Here is a 16,831-nt window from a genome sequence, read left to right on the forward strand (position 1 = left end):
GCTTATCAAAAGAAATGAACTCGGCCGCGCAGCGGACGAAACGCTCTTGCTCTTCACAAGCAACAACAACAGCAAAAGTCAAATGGATCCCAGCTTTCGCTGGGACGACGATCAAGCCAAGCCAAAAGCTGGATGACCAGCCATCCGGCTGTTAAAAACCCGGCCTCCGCCGGAATGACGAGCAAGGGCAACAACCAGATGACCAACTACCCGTCTGCTGAAAGCCCGCTACGCGAGAATGACGAGCCAGAAAGAAGTCTCACTCCGCCAACGCATAAATCCCCGGCAAATTCCTTCCCTGCTCGTGATAATCCATCCCAAACCCAAACACATACCGATCCGGCACCGTCACCCCAACGTAATCCGCCTCGATACCATCCACACAGCGATCGTGCTCCTTGACCGCCAGCACGGCCACCCGTACCTCGTCGGCGCCTTGATCCTCGCACCAGCGCTTCACCGCATACAGCGTGTGCCCTTCGTCCAGGATGTCGTCGACCAGCAATATGCGACGCCCACGCATCGGCGTGGCCGGACGATGCAGCCAGGCCAGCCCGGAACCAGAAGTGCTGCCGCGATAACGCGTGGCATGCAGGTAATCGAATTCGAGATCCAGCCCGCGCTCACCAAGCGCCAGCGCCAGCGACGCCGCGAACGGCATCCCGCCATGCATGATCGTGACGAACAACGGCGGTTGCGCATCCTCGCGATAATCCGAATGCACCGCCTCGGCCATGCGCGCGATCGCGGCATCCAGCGCGGCGCGATCATGGATCAGATCGGCGCCCACCAGCGCCTCGGCAAGCCGCGGCTGACTCATGCGTATCCTCCCTGTTCACCACCCAGACGCGACTGTGCCTGTTCGTAGCGTGTATCGGCGAGCAATCCATCCCAACCGCGGAAACCACGACCGATCAGGCCGATCAAGGCCATCGTGTTGAGCTTCCTTCCGGCGACCGCCGCCAGCGATTCCTCAACAAGTTCCGGATGACAGACCAGCACCACGTCGCAGCCGGCATCCAGATGCGCGTCGATGCGTGCTTTCACGCCACCCGCCGAGAACGCGGCGGCCATGCCAATGTCGTCGGAGAACACCACGCCGCGAAAACCAAGCCCGCCGGAAGCTCGATCCTTGCGCAGGATCTCCTCGATCCAGAAGCGCGAATAACCAGCCGGCTCCGGCGCCACCTGCGGATAGGCGACGTGCGCGAGCATCACCGCGTCGGCGCCCGCCTCGATGCCCGCCGCGAACGGCACCAGATCGCTCGCGCGGATTTCCGCCAGCGAACGATTGTCGACCGCGTCGTCGAAATGCGTGTCCTCGCGCACGGTGCCGTGACCGGGAAAATGCTTGAGCGTGGCTGCCATCTCCGCAGCATGCATGCCGCGGATGTAGGCGCGGGTGAATTCGGCGACGATCTGCGGATCGTCGGAAAAGGCGCGATCGCCGATCGCCAGATTGCCGCGCCCCAGATCGACCACTGGCGCGAAGCTCAGATCCACGCCGCTGGCGCGCACTTCGCTCGCCATCACCCAGGCGTGCTCCTGTGCGAGTTCCAATGCCGCGACCGGGTCGGCCGCGTACAACCGCCCGATGTTCTCCAGCGGCGGCAAGGCGCTGTAGCCTTCGCGGAAGCGCTGCACGCGTCCGCCTTCCTGGTCCACGCAGATCAGCTGCGGCCGCGGCGCGGCCTCGCGGATCGCGGCGGACAGTTCGGACACCTGCGCCTTCGAGGCGAAATTGCGCTTGAACAGGATCACGCCAGCGCAGGCGTCGTGCTGCAGCCAGTCGCGCTCCTGTGCCGTGAGTTCGGTGCCGGCGACGCCGATGACGAGCATGGTTTACTCCAGGAAATCCGTGGCCTTGCGTTCGCCCTCGCTCCATTGCGAATACGGACGCGAGGCCAGGGCCAGATTGTAATAGCGTGCGCCGTCCGTGACTTCACATCCGAGCCAGGTTGGCCGCTGGAACGCCTCGTCGGCGCTGCCCAGCTCGATTTCGGCAACCACGAGCCCCGCATTCTCGCCCAGGAACTCGTCCACCTCCCACAAATGACCGGCGTGGTTCACATAATGCCGCCGCTTGTCGATCATGCCGCCGACGCACAACTTCAGCATTTCACGGGCGTCCTGCGGCGGAATCGGATAGTCGAATTCCTGCCGGGTGTGGCCGAGTTCGCGCGACTTGATGTTCAGGAACGCCTCGTCACCGGCCAGGCGCACGCGCATCGATGCCTTCTGCGCACCGCTGTCCATCGCCACCTGGTCGTTGAGATACCCCTGCGCCATCGCCACGGTCTCGTGCGCCTCCTGGCGCCAGCCGTCGCCGACGACGAGGAATTTGCGTTCGATTTCGATGCCCATCGTCAATTATTTCCCGGGTTCGAACACGGCGATCGATTCCACGTGCGCCGTATGCGGAAACATGTCCATCACGCCGGCCGCGCGCAGCGACCAGCCCTGCTCGTTCACCAGATAGCCGGCATCCCGGGCCAGCGATCCCGGATGGCAGCTCACGTACACGATGCGCTTGAATTGCTTCAGCGGCAGCTGGCGCAGCACATCGATCGCGCCCGAGCGCGGCGGGTCGAGCAGCAGCTTGTCGAATCCCTGCCGCATCCACGGTGTGCCGCGCTGATCCTGGGTGAGATCGGCCGAATGGAATTGCGCATTCGAAAGCCCATTGTGCGCGGCGTTCTCGCGTGCGCGCGCCACGAGCCCGGCCTCGCCTTCCACGCCGACCGCCTCGCGCACGACGCGCGCGAGCGGGAGCGTGAAATTGCCGAGTCCACAGAACAGATCGAGCACGCGGTCATCCGGCTTCACGTCCAGCAGTTCCAGCGTGCGGGCGATCATCTTTTCGTTGAGCCCGGCATTGACCTGGATGAAGTCGAGCGGGCGGAATTTCAGTTCGACATCCCACGCCCGCAACCGGAACGCCAGCGGCGGCCCGCTCCCATCGGCATGGAGCGGCCACAACGGATGCACGGAATCGATGCCGCCGGGCTGCAGGAAGATCGCGAAACCGTGTTCCTGGGCGAACGCGACCAGCTTTTCGCTGTCCGCCGTCGATAGCGGCTGCAGATGACGGAACACCAGCGCGACAGTCTCGTCGCCGGCAATGAACTCGATCTGCGGGATGTCGCGCCGCGCCTCCATGCCGTCGACCAGCGCGGCCAATGCCTCGACGTGCTCGCCGATCTGCGGAATCACCGTATGGCAGACCGACAGTTCGGCGACGAAGCGCGGATCGCGCTCGCGGAAACCGACCAGCGTCTTGTCCTTCTTCTCCACGCGCCGCACCGAGAACCGGCCCTTGCGGCGATACCCCCAGCTGTCGGCGGTCAACGGCGGCAACAGGGCTTCCGGCGTGACGTGGCCGATGCGCTCGAGGTTCTCCTGCAACACGCGCTGCTTGGCGAGGATCTGCTTCGACTCTTCCAGATGCTGCAGCACGCAGCCACCGCAGACGCCGAAATGCGGGCAGCGCGGTTCGACGCGATCGGCGGAGGCTTGCAGCACTTCCACGGTCACCGCCTCGTCGAAGTGGCGCGAGCGCGCGGTCTGCCGCGCCATCACGCGCTCTCCGGGGAGTGCGCCAGCGACGAACGTAACCTTTCCGCCCTCGGCCGTTTCACGAGCGGCCTCGATGCCCGGGGCTTTACCGTCCTCCCGACGGGCAACGCCGCGCCCGTCGTGGCTCAAGTCATGGATGTCGGCGAGGAAAGGCGTCTGGTCGAGTCGGGCCACGTGGCGATGGGCTGCGGGCGGAATGGCCGCCTATTGTCGCAGATACCGCGCTGTCCTCTTCTCCTGGGAGAAGAGGACGCATCGCCCGCGGATTCACGATGCCGTCATTTCTGCTTCCAGCCGCCGCCGGCATCCTGGTACCACCAGCCGCCCTTGGCACTGTCCGCCCACTGCCGGGCGAACACGCCGCGAATCTGCGCTTCCCACTCCGGGTGGTTGTTGGCGACGGCGATCTCGCGATACACGGCCTTGGCATCGCGATTCTGGTCGGCCACCGCCTGGTTGACGCCGACGCGATCGGACAGGCCGATCTTGGACGCATCGCGCACCTTCACCTCGCCGTTGTTGGCGAATCCGAGCGCGCCGGCATCGAAATACTTGCGCAGGCTGCCGTCGAAGCGGCTCTTCATGCGCGCCTGGATGGCCTGGATCGCCGGCGTCTTGATGTTGATGTCGGGCTGGTCCTGCGCGTAGGCCGGGGCGATGCCGATCAGCATCAGCGGATCGAACTTCACCCGCATGGCCATGCCGCCGGGCTTCGGCGCAGGAGCGGGTGCCGACTCCGGCTGGGACGGCTGCGCATCGTCGCCGAGCACCTTGTCGACGAACTCCTTCGCCGCCTCCTTCGCCTCCGCCGCCGGGAAATAGACATTGATGGTGACGCAGGCGGTCAGGGCCAACGCCGCGATGACCGGCATTCCTAGCAAACGACGCATGTCTGTTCTCCCGGAGAAGTTGCGAGGCTGTTGATTCGATACGACTTATTCAAACACAGGCTTCACATCGCCCTTGCCGACGGCCGCGACCCGCTCGACCAGGGTCGGCCAATCGACCCGGCGATTGAATCCGACCACATTCAACCGAGGCACACCGGCACCTTCGACGATAGTAAATCCAAGGCCGGCTGAACGGAGCCCGCCCATCATGCAGATCTCGTTGGCGAGCCGGCACGACAGGCCGATGCGGCGGTAGCCGAAATCGTCGAACAGGCCGATCAGCCTGCCCTGCAGGCTGCTCACGATCGAAGCATCGCCGACGCTGGAGATGTTCTGCACCGCGCGCTGGCTCAAGCGCTGGCGCACGCCGCGTTTCGGCACGGTGTGCAGTTCGGCGTCGAAGGCCGTCGGCGTCCAGTCGACCAGGCGCAGATTGTCGACGCGGCCTTCGAGCCGGCCGCTGATGCTGCCGAAATCGAATACCTCGGTGATCGCCAGCAGATCGAGATCGTGCAGGGCCAGATCGGCGGACAGCGTCGGCGCGACACCGAAGGGACGCTCCATCGACAGCGCCGAGACGGCGATCCGGCCACCGAACAGCTGCATCGACAGTCCGCCGTCGAAATCGATGCGCTCGTCGGCATAGCGCGCGACCGGAATGCTGCCGCTGAGCGTGCCGCGGAACGCCGGGCCGCCCAACGATGTCGACAGCTTGCCGATGTCGAGTCCGTCGAGCGTCAATCCGAAGCCGAGCTGCAACCCACGTTCGCCCGAGGGGGGACGCAGGGTCAGGCCGTCGAAGCGCATGGTGCCGTCGAGAATCGGGACGGTCACGGCATCGCGCGTGCGCAACTCACCTTCGGCGCTGCGCCAAGGCAGGATCGCGGCACCGAACGGAATGCCATCGAGCGCACCCGAGCGCCAGCGCAACATGCTGTCGACGGCGGCGCCGTCGGAGTAGCGCAGATCGCCGTCCAGCCCTTCGAAGGCGAAGCGGTTGTTCGTTTCGTCCTTCAGAGAAACATCGTGCAGGCGCGCGTCGATGCTCGACAGCGCTCCGCGCCTGAGTGCGACTTTTGCATCGAGCCCTCCCTGCATCCGCATGCCGGCAAGGCCGGCCACGCCAAGCGTGCCGGAAAGATAACGCTGGCCGACCGGCGCCAGATCGGCGCTGCGCAGATCGAGGTCGAGGCGATCGAGCGTGGCGTCCGCAGCGAATCCGGCCGAACCCGTCACCTGCAAGGCGTCACCATCGCGCCATTCGAATGCGGGCAGCGTCCATCCCTCGCCCGCGCGCTGCATCGCGTCGATGCGCAATGTCACTGGTGAACGCTGCGCGGAAGCATCCGGGATCGCGATGTAGGTGCTGCCGAACAATAGTTCGCCGCCGCGCAATTCACTATCGACCGTCAACAGCGTCGCATTGCCCGGCTTGCGGTAATCGATGTGAAAAACACCATTGAGCTTGTCCGCCGCGATGCTGGCATCGGGCGTTTCGAGCGCGCCGTCGGCCAACGCCAGACGGCCATCGACACGCAACGGACCGCGCGCCGGCACGCGCGCGTTGAGCTGGCCATCGAGCGTGCCGCGCTTGAGCTGCCCGTCGGGCCAGGCTTGCGAGGCCAGGGCCTGCACCCAGGCCACCGGCACGCGGGTCAACACTAGTTCGGTGTCGTCGGGTGTCGCCGCGCTGCGATGCAGGGCGAAGCTCGCAGTGCCTTGCGACAACGTCGCATCGGTACTTGCGGTGGCGAGCGCCAGCGACAGCCGCATCGGCTTGCCTTGTGGTGTTCGCAACGTGCCGTCGCAATGCCAGCCGCCCTGCGCATCGCGTGACAGCGGGCAACGCCAGGTGAGATTCCGGAACCGGTAGCCGAGATCAGGCGCATCGATCTGCTCCGCGCTCAGCGTGAGATCACCTCGCGCCGCCTGTGCCGGCCAGTCGAGCCGAACCCACACGCCCTGCAAGGTGGCGACAGCGGTGCTGACACGAGCGATCTTCGCCGTGAGCACGCGCGCATCGGCGGGCGCGGCGAAGGCACACAGCATCGACAGCAACAGGTGTAGGATCGCCCGCGACATGGCCCCTAGCATACCGACAACCCGTCAAGTTCCATGACACCGCGCATTCTTCTCGTCGAGGACGATCCGGTGACACGGGCCTTCCTGACGGCCGCCGCCGAAGCCCTGCCCGCTCGCGTGGATGCGGTCGACTGCCTGGCGGCCGCGCGCGACCGCATCCGCACGCAAACCTACGATCTGTGGCTGGTCGACGCGAATCTGCCGGACGGCCAGGGGGCGATGCTGCTCGAGGAACCGCAACGGCAAGGCACCGCTGTGCTCGCACACACGGCCGCGTGCGAGCAGGCGACGCTCGCACGCCTGCGGGAAGCCGGTTTTACCGATGTCCTGGTGAAACCGCTCACCGCCACGGCGCTGCAGGCAGCGATCCGCAACGCGATCACGAGCGAGGGCGTGTCGTCCTTCAATGCCGATGCGCTCGCGAACGATCGAACGGACACCCTGCCTCTCTGGGACGATGCCAAGGCGCTGACCGCGCTCAACGGGCAGCGCGCCCACGTCGATGCCTTACGCGGCCTGTTCCTCGAAGAATTGCCCGCCACACGCGACACGATCGCCGCGGCGGCGCACCATCGTGACCTCGACGCCATGCGCGCCTCGTTGCACAGGCTGCGCGCCAGTTGCGGCTTCGTCGGGGCGACACGTCTGGACGCGACAGTCGCGGTGCTGCATGGCGCGCCGGACTCGCCCGAAGCACTGGCGGACTTTCTCGCCGTGGCTCAGGACACGTTGTCGTCGCGCTGAGGCTTGGCGACGAGGCGGCCGATCTCGCCGATCAGTTCCCACGATTTCAGCCCGCGACCGCCGAGATGATGCGCGATCACCGTGCGCATCGCGCGGCGCAGGCCGGCCAGTTCCTCGACTTGCGGCGGAGTTTCGGTGTCGGCGGCCAGCGCCAGCAGGGCGCGCCCCGTGGCGGTGCGATCACGGCTGCGATCAGACATGCCGCCGCCATTGTCGCGCTCGCTGAGCAGGCGTCGCGGTCCTTGTTCGGGATCGAGGTGATAACGCGCGGCCGGATCGACCGGCGTGCCGTCGCCGTCATGCGACAAGTCGAAACCGAAGCCGAGCGCTTCCAGCAGATCGCGTTCGAAGCGCCGCAGTGTCCAGGCGAGCGGCGCCTGTGTGCGCAGGCGTTCGCGCGTCTGGCCGTAGATCGCGTACAGCTCCGTGTGCGGGTCCTGGCGCGGCGCGAGGCGCAGCAGCAATTCGTTGATGTAGAAGCTGGCCAGCATGGCGTCGTCGACGAGCTGCGGGGCGACGTCGATGGCCTCGGCATGCGTCAGCAATGCCAGCTCGCCGCGCTGCACGGCATCGAAGCGGATGTGCTGCAACGGCTGCAGCGCGGCGCGCAGCACGTGTCGCTTCGGTCCCTGCACGCCGCGCGCGACCAGGCCGAGGCGGCCGTGATCGGCGCTCAGGACTTCCAGCAGCAGGCTGGTCTCACGCCAAGGGCGCGCGTGCAGGACGTAAGCGGGCTGGGAGTCGTAGCGCATGCGGCTAGTCGGAAAGCGCTTCTCTTTTGCTTGTCATTCCCGCGCGGCGGGAATGACAAGCAAAAACATAACCCTCGTCAGAATCACGGAGGCTGCTTCAATCGTGATAACCGAGGCTGCGCAACGCGGCCTCGTCGTCCGACCAGCCTTGGCGTACCCGCACCCAGGTTTCGAGAAATACCTTTGCGTCGAACAGGCGTTCCATCTGCTGCCGCGCCTTGCTGCCGATCTCGCGCAGGCGCGTTCCGCCCTTGCCGATGACGATGGCCTTCTGGCCGTCGCGCTCGACCCAGATCACCGCGCCGATGCGCAGCATCGCGCCGTCGACGGTGAAGGATTCGATTTCCACGGTGGTCGCATACGGCAGCTCGGCGCCGAGCTGGCGCATCAGCTGCTCGCGCACCATCTCGCCGGCGAGGAAGCGCTGGCTCTTGTCGGTGATCTCGTCCTCGGCGTACAGCGCCGGCTGTTCCGGCACCAGCGACAGCAGCGTGGCGGTGAGCGCTTCCAGGCCATTGCGCTTGAGCGCGGAAATCGGATGCACGCCGGCGAATTCGCGCCCTTCCGTCACGCGCTGCAGGTAAGGCAGCAGCGCGCTCTTCTCGCGCAGCCGGTCGATCTGGTTGACCACGAGCACCGCCGGCACACCGGCATCGCGCAATGCCTCGAAGGCGAGTGTGTCCTCCTCGTCCCAGCGTCCCGCCACGACCACCAGCACCGCCACGTCGACGCCTTCCAGCGCGCCGCGCGCGGCGCGGTTCATCATGCGGTTCATGGCCGAGGCCGAGTACTTGCCCTGCTCGCGATGCAGGCCGGGCGTGTCGACCAGCAACAGCTGCCCCTGCGGACCATCCTGTCCAGAGAAAGTGGCGATGCCAAGCAGCCGATGCCGGGTGGTCTGCGGCCGGTTGGAGACGATGCTGACCTTGGCGCCGACCAGGGCGTTGACCAGCGTGGACTTGCCGACATTGGGGCGGCCGATCACGGCCACCTGTCCGGCGCGGAAGGAAGTTGGGGACATGGCGGAATTCTACCGACACCGGGCGTGCAGGACGCCGCCGCCGACCACAATCGACCGCGAAACGGTTATGCCACGGCTTCCAGCAGGGCCAGCACCGCCTCGGCGGCGGTCTGTTCGGCGGCCCGGCGCGAACCGCCCTCGCCGACCGCCGACAGCGGCGGCTCGACGACGGTGCAGGACACGCGGAAGGATTTGGCGTGGTCGTCGCCGGATTCGGCCACCAGTTCGTAGACCGGCAACGCGCGCTGGCGCGCCTGCAGCCATTCCTGCAGCCTCGTCTTGGCGTCCTTGTCGACCTTGCCCGCGGGCGTCTCGTTGACCGCGTCCTCGAACCACGGCAGCACCACGCGCCGGCAGGCCTCGAAGCCGGCGTCGAGGTAGATCGCGCCGACCAGCGCTTCGAGCGCGTCGGAGAGGATCGAATCGCGGCGGTGGCCGCCGGATTTCATCTCGCCGGGGCCAAGGATCAGGTTGGCGCCGATCTCCAGGCTCCGCGCGATGGCGGCGAGCGAGGATTCGCGCACCAGCTCGGCGCGGGCGCGCGTGAGGGCGCCTTCGTCGGCCTTCGGCCAGCGCCGGTAGAGCGCCTCGGCGACGATCAGCCCGACCACGGCGTCGCCCAGGAATTCGAGGCGCTCGTTGTGCGGAGCACCGGCGCTGCGGTGAGTCAGCGCCTGCGTCAGGAGTCCGCGATCGGCAAAACTATGACCGGCAAAAGCATGGCCCGCGTATTGGCGGCTACCGTCAGTTCCCATTGCGGCCGAGGGTGCCATCGGCATGGAACTTGCCGACGATATCGAGATTGCCGAACAGCGGTTTGCGGATCTCGTAATCGACGGCCATCTTCCAGCCGCCGTTCTCGCCGCGCTCGAGCTTGACGTCCTGCGGCTTCACGTTCTCGGAATAGCTGATGTCCAGGCGCCTGAAAAACAGGGTCTTGATGCTGCCCACGTCCTGTTCGGCGATTCCCGGCTCGTTCTGCAAGCCCTTCAGCGCCTGCTTCACCGAGTAGTACTCGTAGTACATCGGGAACACCCGCATCCCGAAGTAGACGAAGAGCCCCGCCACGCACAGCGTGATGACGAAGCCGAGCAAGGACATACCGCGTTGCGTGCGTCTCATGGCCATTTTTCCCCCAATGACAGTGACAGTGTTCGTTGCCCCGCCCTTACGTTACTGGATGCCGTCGCCGATCCGCGAGGTGTCGAAGTTGTTTTTGCACAGATTGCCGATGCTGTCGCAGTTCAGCCAGATCATGAAGGCCTTGCCGCGGATGTTCTGCTCGGGCAGGAAGTGGAAGGCCCAGAAGCGGGCGTCGTCGCTGCGGTCGCGGTTGTCGCCCATCACGAAGTAGTGGCCCGGCGGGACCGTCCACTCGCCCTCGCCCTGGTCGACGAAGATGGCCTTGTCGAACTCCAGTACCGAATGCGGGCGGCCCGGCAGTTCCTCGGTGAGCTCGGTGGCACCGGTCATGTCGGCGCCGCTGCCCTTGCCGACGTATTCGCCGACGCGCTTGTACGCGAACGGAACGCCGTTCACATAGACCTGGTTGTTCTTGTAGGCCACGGTGTCGCCCGGCAGGCCGATGATGCGCTTGATCCAGTCCTGGTCCGGGCTTTGCGGCGGCTTGAACACCACCACGTCGCCGCGCTTGGGCTCGCCGATCGACAGGATCTTGGTGTTGGTGACCGGCAGGCGCAGGCCATAGGTGAACTTGTTGACGAGGATGAAATCGCCAGTGAGCAGGGTCGGCATCATCGAGTTGGACGGGATGCGAAATGGCTCCGCCACGAAACTGCGCAGGATCAGCACGATCGCCAGCACCGGGAAGAAGGCCTTGGCGTAATCGACGACGATCGGGTCGCGGCCCTCGTCGAGCAATCCGGCGTTGCGCTTGCGCGCGGCGGCGAAGAACAGCTTGTCGACCAGCCAGATGAAGCCGGAGGCCAGCGTCGCCACGACCAATGCGATTTCAAACCATCTCATGCTTGTTCCTTTGACGCTTCTGATTTCCCTTCTCCCCCTGGGAGAAGGTGGCGCGAAGCGCCGGATGAGGGAGGCGGAATGACTGGCCCGGGAAGGTTCCTTGGGTTGGAATCTTCCCGCCCTCATCCGCCCCTTCGGGGCACCTTCTCCCGGTAGGAGAAGGGAAAAGCAAACTACTTGCCATCCACCTGCAACACCGCCAGGAAGGCTTCCTGCGGAATCTCCACGCGTCCGACCTGCTTCATCCGCTTCTTGCCTTCCTTCTGTTTCTCCAGCAGTTTCTTCTTGCGCGAGACGTCGCCGCCGTAACACTTGGCGAGCACGTTCTTGCGCATCGCCTTCACCGTGCTGCGGGCGATGACCTGCGCGCCGATCGCCGCCTGGATGGCGACGTCGAACATCTGCCGCGGAATCAGCTCGCGCATCTTCTCGGTCAGTTCGCGGCCGCGACGGTCGGCGTGGCTGCGATGGACGATGATGCTCAGCGCATCGACCTTGTCGCCGTTGATCAGCGTGTCCACGCGCACGAACGGGCCGGCATCGAAGCGCACGAAGTGATAATCGAGCGAGGCATAACCGCGCGAAACCGACTTCAGCTTGTCGAAGAAATCCAGCACCACCTCGGCCATCGGCAGTTCGTAGCTGATCTGCACCTGGCTGCCGAGATAGGTGATGCCGATCTGCGCGCCGCGCTTCTCCTCGCACAAGGTGATCACGTTGCCGACGTAGTCCGGCGGCGTGAGGATATTGGCGCGGATGATCGGTTCGCGGATCTCCTCCACCTGGTTCACCGGTGGCAGCTTGGCCGGATTTTCGAGCGGCATCGTGCTGCCGTCCGTCTTCAGCACTTCGTAGACGACGGTCGGCGCGGTGGTGATGAGGTTGAGGTCGTACTCGCGCTCCAGGCGCTCCTGCACGATCTCCATGTGCAGCATGCCGAGGAAGCCGCAGCGGAAGCCGAAGCCCATCGCGTCGGAGCTTTCCGGCTCGAAGCGCAGCGCGGCGTCGTTGAGGCGCAGCTTCTCCAATGCCTCGCGCAGCGCCGGATAGTCCTCGGCGTCGACCGGGAACAGGCCGGCGAACACGCGCGGCTGCATTTCCTGGAAACCCGGCAGCGGCTTTTCGGCCGGCAGCGAAGCCAGCGTCAGCGTGTCGCCGACCGGCGCGCCATGCACGTCCTTGATGCTGGCGTTGATCCAGCCCACCTCGCCGGCGCCGAGCTTGGTCAGCACCTTGCGCTTGGGCGTGAACACGCCGACCTGGTCGACCTGATGGACACGCCCGCTCGACATCACCTGGATCTTGCTGCCGGGGACGATCTCGCCCTGCATGACGCGCACCAGCGAGACCACGCCGAGGTAGTTGTCGAACCAGGAGTCGATGATCAGCGCCTGCAGGCGATCGGTGTCGCGCGGCTTGGGCGGCGGGATGCGATGCACGATCGCTTCCAGCACTTCCTCGACGTTCAGACCGGTCTTGGCGCTGATGGCCACCGCATCGGTGGCGTCGATGCCGATCACCGCTTCGATCTCGGACTTGGCGCGATCGATGTCGGCGGTGGGCAGGTCGATCTTGTTGAGGATCGGCACCACTTCCAGGCCCTGCTCCACCGCGGTGTAGCAGTTGGCCACCGACTGCGCCTCCACGCCCTGGGCGGCGTCGACCACCAGCAGCGCGCCCTCGCAGGCGGCCAGCGAGCGGCTGACTTCGTAGCTGAAGTCGACGTGGCCGGGCGTGTCGATGAAGTTGAGCTGGTAGACCTGCCCGTCCCGCGCCTTGTACGGCAGCGAGACGGACTGCGCCTTGATGGTGATGCCGCGCTCGCGCTCGATCGGGTTGCTGTCGAGCACCTGCGCTTCCATCTCGCGCGCTTCCAGACCGCCGCACAGTTGGATGATGCGGTCGGCCAGGGTCGACTTGCCGTGGTCGACGTGGGCGATGATGGAGAAGTTGCGGATATTCCGCATCGGGTCGGACATAGGTCGGCAGTGGGGGCCGTCGAACGGCCGATGCGATAAAGCAGGAGATTATCGCACGGTCCCCGCTTTTTCCTTCTCCCTTCGGAGAAAGCCGGAAACCGCCCGTCAGGCGGCGGACGGACCGGGCGGGGAATCACGTGCCGGGGAATGTTCCCGTCGGCCGGAATGCTCCCGCCCTCGACCGCTTCACACAGCGTCGACCCGCTCCGGGGAGAACGCGAGGATCAGCCCTCGTCGTCCCCGTCGCCGTTGTCCGCACGCGGCGTCACCGCGACGAACTGCGAAGTGGTGCCACGCCGCACCAGCAGCATCACCGTCTGCCCAGTCTTGACGCCGGACAGGGCGCGATCGAGCGCGGCGGCGCTGCCGACGGCCGTGCCGCCGACCCGGAGCACGACATCGCCCGGCTGCAGGCCGGCTTCGCGCGCAGCGATGCCTTCGATGCGGGCGATGCCCACGCCCTCGCCGGACTGCAGACCGGCCTGACGGCGATCGTCGGCACTGAGATCCTGACCGATCAGGCCCAGCGAATTGGACGACTTCGCCGAAGGGCCGCGCGGCGCACCGCCCTGATCCTGGCGCGAGCCCGTGCCGCCGGCCAATCCTTCGTTGAGCTCGGCCAGCGTCAACGTGTAATCGCGCGTCTTGCCTTCGCGCAGCACGCCGAGCTGGACACGGGTACCCGGCGTCATGGCGCCGATCATCGGCGGCACGTCGCTGGACTGGTTGACGATCGTGCCGTTGACCGTGCGGATCACGTCACCGGGCTGCAGACCGGCCTTGTCGCCGGGGCCGCCGGGCGTCACGTCATTGATCAGCGCACCGCGCGTGTCCGGCAATCCGAAGCCCTTGGCCTTCTCGGCGGTGATCGGCTCCAGCGTCACGCCGACCATGCCGCGGCTGACCTTGCCGGTCGCCTTGAGCTGCTTGACCGTATTCATCGCCAGATCGATCGGGATGGCGAAGCTCACACCCATGTAGCCGCCGGAGTTGGAGAAGATCTGCGAGTTGATGCCGACCACCTCGCCGCTGGTGTTGAGCAGCGGTCCACCGGAATTGCCCTGGTTGATGGCGACGTCGGTCTGGATGAAGGGCACGTAGCGCTGGTTGGCGTAGGGATTGCTGCGCCCGACCGCGCTGATGATGCCCGCGGTGACCGAATGATCGAGGTTGAACGGCGAACCGATCGCCACCGCCCACTGTCCCGGCTTGAGCTTGTTGGAGTCGCCAATGCGCAGCGCCGGCAGGCCGCTGGCGTCGATCTTGAGCAGGGCGATGTCGGAGGGTTCGTCGGTGCCGACCACCTTGGCCTTGAACTCGCGGCGATCGGTCAGCTTGACCGTGACCGAATCGGCGTCGTCGACGACGTGATGATTGGTCAGTACATAGCCATCGGGCGAGATGATGAATCCCGAGCCCATCGAGGTGCCGCGCGGACCGTTGCCGGGGCCATCCGGCCCACCCGGGTTGCCAGGAAACGGAACGCCGGGGCCGAAGAAGCGGCGGAAGATTTCCGGGATGTCTTCCTCATCCGGCATCTGCGGCTGCTGCTGTCCGCGTGCGCGACGCGTGGCGGGCTTGCTCCCCACCTCGGCGACGATATTGACCACGCCCGGCCCCACCTGCGAGACCAGCTGGGTGAAATCGGGCAATCCGACCACGACCGGTGCCGGCGCGGTGGATTGTGTGGACTGTTGCGCGGTCGCGACCGGCAACACGATCGCGGTGGTCGCGGTGGCGGTCAGGGCGACCAGGATCGCGGCTTGCAGCGGAGCTTTCATCGGGGAAGCGTCCTCGACAAATGAGGTTGAAGGAAAAGAATAGAGGATGGGCCATCAAGGCCCGGGCACGCGCGATGTCAGCGCGGCCCGGTCGTCCGGTCGGCGGCCGCCTGCGGCTGCGCTCCCGCCTGCGACGGATCCAGATGCGGTTGCAGGAAGGGGTTGCCGCCACTGGTGCCGTAGCTGGCGTTGAGCGCGCCATTGCCCGTGTAATCGCCCAGGATCGTGCGCGGCCACGGCCGCGACTGCGCCGATTGCGTGACGAAGGGATCGCTGGCCTGCGGCGTCGATGCGGCCTCCTGTGTCGCCGCTCCCGCCAGCGCGACGGTCGTGCTCACGGGGGACGTGCTCACGGGAATCGAGGACTGATCCAGCACGACGGAAGCAGACGTGGGCGCCGCGGTGGCGACCAGGCGCTCGGTCGCGCTGCGGGCGCTTTCACGCTGCGGGCGCGAACGGCGTTCGATGGCCCGGCGCGGCACGTCGGCCAGGGCGACCGTGGCCGCGGCCAGCGTCGCGGTATCGGGGGCGCTCGGCGCGGGCGCCGATGGCGTCTGGGTGCGCGCCGGTGCCGGCTGCTGGGCCGACGTCGCGGCCATCTGCATCGAAGGCTCGGGCATGGAAGGCTGCAGGGAATCGGAACCCGGCTGGCGCGCCACGAACAAGGCCGCTACCGCCACCGACGCGGCCAGTGCCGCGCCACCGCCCCAGCGTCCCCAACGTGGACGCCGCGCGGCGCTTCCATCCTGCGCGACCGCCAGCTGCGGCCCGGCGTCGGTCTCGGTGATGGCCAGGAGCACGCGCTGCGAAAACCCCGCCGGAAGCAAGGCGTCGTGACGCCCGCGCAGGATGTCGCCGCAGACCTGCCAACGCTCCCAGCACGTGGCCAGCTCGCTGTCGTGCTCGAGGCGACGCAGCATGAATCTGGCCTCGTCGGGAGCCAGCTCGCCATCGAGCATCGCCGAGAGTTGCCCTTTGAAGTGTTGATCGTGCTTGTCGGGTTGCGCTTGGTTCATATCGCTCGGGTGTCTTGCCTGACGTCTTACAACTGGAGATGTCCGGTACGGTCAGCGAACCGCCCGCTGCCGGGTGCCTTCGCTGTCCATCAATGGCTTGAGTTCCACATCGATCGCCTCGCGCGCCCGGAAGATGCGCGAGCGCACCGTGCCGATCGGGCAATCCATGCGTTGTGCAATTTCTTCGTAGCTCAATCCGTCCACTTCGCGCAGGGTGATGGCCAGCCGGAGCTCTTCCGGTAATGCTTCGACCGCGCGCATCACGGTTTGTTCCATCTGCTGGCGCGCGAGTTCGCGCTCCGGCGTGTCGGTGTCGCGCAGGCGTATGCCGGAATCGAACTGCTCCGCATCTCCGATATCGATGTCCTCGGTGGGAGGACGGCGGTTGTGGGCGACGAGATGGTTCTTTGCGGTATTCACGGCGATACGGTGCAGCCAGGTATAGAACTGGGCGTCGCCGCGGAAATTGCCAATCGCGCGATACGCGCGGATGAAGGCTTCCTGGGCCACGTCCTGGCATTCGCTCCAATCGGAGATGTAACGCCCGATCAGCGCCGCCACTCGATGCTGATACTTGCGCACCAGCAGATCGAAAGCCGCGCTGTCGCCGCGCTGCACGCGCTTGACCAATTCCTGGTCAAGTTCCTGGTTGGGCTCCTGCCGACCTTGTTGTGGTTCCACGACTTCGGCCATCGGGCCGGTGCTCCTCGAGAGCCCTGCCTGTTGGCTGGGCGATATGACCTTCGACACAGGGGAAAGTTCCAATTGCAGTTCGTCGCAGCTTCGTCTCATCTGGGGCCGCGGCACCACTGCCGCAAGCCATGTCCGCCCGAATCACGTCCGATCGGGGAGGAAAACGCTTTCAGCCGGCTTTCAAACGCTCATTTGACGCCGTCAGAACCTCGACGGGATCATAAGGAGCCTGTCATCGTCATCCCTGGGGCCGCCTGAGCGTCGTTCGGGCGCCTTTGCGATAACGTTTACAGTTCTCCCCTCGTAACTTA

General features: G+C 66.0%; 16 protein-coding genes. 1 reads left to right on the forward strand and 15 read right to left on the reverse strand.

All coding sequences use genetic code 11. From position 1 onward, the window contains the following. Positions 1–259: 259 nt before the first annotated feature. The 6 genes from AC1RNP_RS18665 to AC1RNP_RS18690 all read right to left on the reverse strand — a co-directional run bounded on the left by AC1RNP_RS18665 (position 260) and on the right by AC1RNP_RS18690 (position 6,548). Complete coding sequence (locus tag AC1RNP_RS18665; protein WP_493052799.1) at positions 260–820, reverse strand: hypoxanthine-guanine phosphoribosyltransferase; 561 nt, start codon at positions 818–820, stop codon at positions 260–262. Next, positions 817–1,839 carry a beta-N-acetylhexosaminidase gene (nagZ, locus tag AC1RNP_RS18670; RefSeq protein ID WP_493052800.1) on the reverse strand — a complete coding sequence of 341 codons (1,023 nt, stop codon included), beginning with the start codon at positions 1,837–1,839 and terminating at the stop codon, positions 817–819. The genes AC1RNP_RS18665 and nagZ overlap by 4 nt, the downstream gene beginning before the upstream one ends. A 3-nt stretch (positions 1,840–1,842) precedes the next feature. Next, positions 1,843–2,364, reverse strand: coding sequence for a CYTH domain-containing protein (locus tag AC1RNP_RS18675; protein WP_493052801.1), 522 nt, complete (start codon positions 2,362–2,364; stop codon positions 1,843–1,845). Positions 2,365–2,370: 6 nt separating this feature from the next. Beyond that, a complete protein-coding gene (gene rlmD / locus AC1RNP_RS18680; protein ID WP_493052802.1) occupies positions 2,371–3,750 on the reverse strand; it encodes a 23S rRNA (uracil(1939)-C(5))-methyltransferase RlmD in 1,380 nt (459 codons plus the stop codon). 104 nt (positions 3,751–3,854) lie between these two features. Then, positions 3,855–4,466 carry a DUF1318 domain-containing protein gene (locus tag AC1RNP_RS18685; RefSeq protein ID WP_493052803.1) on the reverse strand — a complete coding sequence of 204 codons (612 nt, stop codon included), beginning with the start codon at positions 4,464–4,466 and terminating at the stop codon, positions 3,855–3,857. A 45-nt stretch (positions 4,467–4,511) separates the two neighbouring features. Continuing rightward, positions 4,512–6,548 (reverse strand): translocation/assembly module TamB domain-containing protein, encoded by a 2,037-nt coding sequence (locus AC1RNP_RS18690; protein ID WP_493052804.1) that lies wholly within the window; start codon positions 6,546–6,548, stop codon positions 4,512–4,514. Positions 6,549–6,581: 33 nt separating this feature from the next. Here AC1RNP_RS18690 and AC1RNP_RS18695 point away from each other — a divergent pair, with 33 nt between their 5' ends. Further along, the gene (locus tag AC1RNP_RS18695; RefSeq protein WP_493052805.1) at positions 6,582–7,292 is read left to right on the forward strand and encodes a response regulator; all 711 of its coding nucleotides are present in this window, start codon (positions 6,582–6,584) and stop codon (positions 7,290–7,292) included. Here the strand turns inward: AC1RNP_RS18695 and recO are convergent. The 9 genes from recO to rpoE form a co-directional block, all read right to left on the reverse strand. Next, positions 7,268–8,044 (reverse strand): DNA repair protein RecO, encoded by a 777-nt coding sequence (gene recO / locus AC1RNP_RS18700; protein ID WP_493052806.1) that lies wholly within the window; start codon positions 8,042–8,044, stop codon positions 7,268–7,270. The genes AC1RNP_RS18695 and recO overlap by 25 nt on opposite strands. Before the next feature lie 97 nt (positions 8,045–8,141). Continuing rightward, a complete protein-coding gene (gene era, locus AC1RNP_RS18705) occupies positions 8,142–9,065 on the reverse strand; it encodes a GTPase Era (RefSeq protein WP_493052807.1) in 924 nt (307 codons plus the stop codon). A 65-nt stretch (positions 9,066–9,130) separates the two neighbouring features. After that, the gene (rnc, locus tag AC1RNP_RS18710; RefSeq protein WP_493052808.1) at positions 9,131–9,820 is read right to left on the reverse strand and encodes a ribonuclease III; all 690 of its coding nucleotides are present in this window, start codon (positions 9,818–9,820) and stop codon (positions 9,131–9,133) included. Continuing rightward, complete coding sequence (locus AC1RNP_RS18715; RefSeq protein WP_493052809.1) at positions 9,810–10,187, reverse strand: DUF4845 domain-containing protein; 378 nt, start codon at positions 10,185–10,187, stop codon at positions 9,810–9,812. Before AC1RNP_RS18715 ends, rnc begins: the two co-directional genes overlap by 11 nt. A gap of 51 nt (positions 10,188–10,238) precedes the next feature. After that, positions 10,239–11,051 carry a signal peptidase I gene (lepB, locus tag AC1RNP_RS18720; RefSeq protein ID WP_493052810.1) on the reverse strand — a complete coding sequence of 271 codons (813 nt, stop codon included), beginning with the start codon at positions 11,049–11,051 and terminating at the stop codon, positions 10,239–10,241. Positions 11,052–11,224: 173 nt separating this feature from the next. Next, positions 11,225–13,018 carry a translation elongation factor 4 gene (gene lepA, locus AC1RNP_RS18725; protein WP_493052811.1) on the reverse strand — a complete coding sequence of 598 codons (1,794 nt, stop codon included), beginning with the start codon at positions 13,016–13,018 and terminating at the stop codon, positions 11,225–11,227. A 236-nt stretch (positions 13,019–13,254) separates the two neighbouring features. Then, positions 13,255–14,811 (reverse strand): Do family serine endopeptidase, encoded by a 1,557-nt coding sequence (locus AC1RNP_RS18730; RefSeq protein WP_493052812.1) that lies wholly within the window; start codon positions 14,809–14,811, stop codon positions 13,255–13,257. 77 nt (positions 14,812–14,888) lie between these two features. Continuing rightward, on the reverse strand, positions 14,889–15,827 hold the full coding sequence (locus tag AC1RNP_RS18735) for a sigma-E factor negative regulatory protein (RefSeq protein ID WP_493052813.1): 939 nt from the start codon (positions 15,825–15,827) through the stop codon (positions 14,889–14,891). Between the two features lie 51 nt (positions 15,828–15,878). After that, complete coding sequence (gene rpoE / locus AC1RNP_RS18740) at positions 15,879–16,520, reverse strand: RNA polymerase sigma factor RpoE (protein WP_493052814.1); 642 nt, start codon at positions 16,518–16,520, stop codon at positions 15,879–15,881. Positions 16,521–16,831 lie beyond the last annotated feature (311 nt).

Source organism: Luteimonas sp. GW821-FHT14E02, from assembly GCF_058803905.1.

Coding starts and splice junctions, on each gene's coding strand:
- AC1RNP_RS18665 (WP_493052799.1), bottom strand. CDS start 820: ATGAGTCAGCCGCGGCTTGCCGAGGCGCTGGTGGGCGCCGATCTGATC.
- nagZ (WP_493052800.1), bottom strand. CDS start 1,839: ATGCTCGTCATCGGCGTCGCCGGCACCGAACTCACGGCACAGGAGCGC.
- AC1RNP_RS18675 (WP_493052801.1), bottom strand. CDS start 2,364: ATGGGCATCGAAATCGAACGCAAATTCCTCGTCGTCGGCGACGGCTGG.
- AC1RNP_RS18685 (WP_493052803.1), bottom strand. CDS start 4,466: ATGCGTCGTTTGCTAGGAATGCCGGTCATCGCGGCGTTGGCCCTGACC.
- AC1RNP_RS18690 (WP_493052804.1), bottom strand. CDS start 6,548: ATGTCGCGGGCGATCCTACACCTGTTGCTGTCGATGCTGTGTGCCTTC.
- AC1RNP_RS18695 (WP_493052805.1), top strand. CDS start 6,582: ATGACACCGCGCATTCTTCTCGTCGAGGACGATCCGGTGACACGGGCC.
- recO (WP_493052806.1), bottom strand. CDS start 8,044: ATGCGCTACGACTCCCAGCCCGCTTACGTCCTGCACGCGCGCCCTTGG.
- era (WP_493052807.1), bottom strand. CDS start 9,065: ATGTCCCCAACTTCCTTCCGCGCCGGACAGGTGGCCGTGATCGGCCGC.
- rnc (WP_493052808.1), bottom strand. CDS start 9,820: ATGGGAACTGACGGTAGCCGCCAATACGCGGGCCATGCTTTTGCCGGT.
- AC1RNP_RS18715 (WP_493052809.1), bottom strand. CDS start 10,187: ATGAGACGCACGCAACGCGGTATGTCCTTGCTCGGCTTCGTCATCACG.
- lepB (WP_493052810.1), bottom strand. CDS start 11,051: ATGAGATGGTTTGAAATCGCATTGGTCGTGGCGACGCTGGCCTCCGGC.
- lepA (WP_493052811.1), bottom strand. CDS start 13,018: ATGCGGAATATCCGCAACTTCTCCATCATCGCCCACGTCGACCACGGC.
- AC1RNP_RS18730 (WP_493052812.1), bottom strand. CDS start 14,811: ATGAAAGCTCCGCTGCAAGCCGCGATCCTGGTCGCCCTGACCGCCACC.
- AC1RNP_RS18735 (WP_493052813.1), bottom strand. CDS start 15,827: ATGAACCAAGCGCAACCCGACAAGCACGATCAACACTTCAAAGGGCAA.
- rpoE (WP_493052814.1), bottom strand. CDS start 16,520: ATGGCCGAAGTCGTGGAACCACAACAAGGTCGGCAGGAGCCCAACCAG.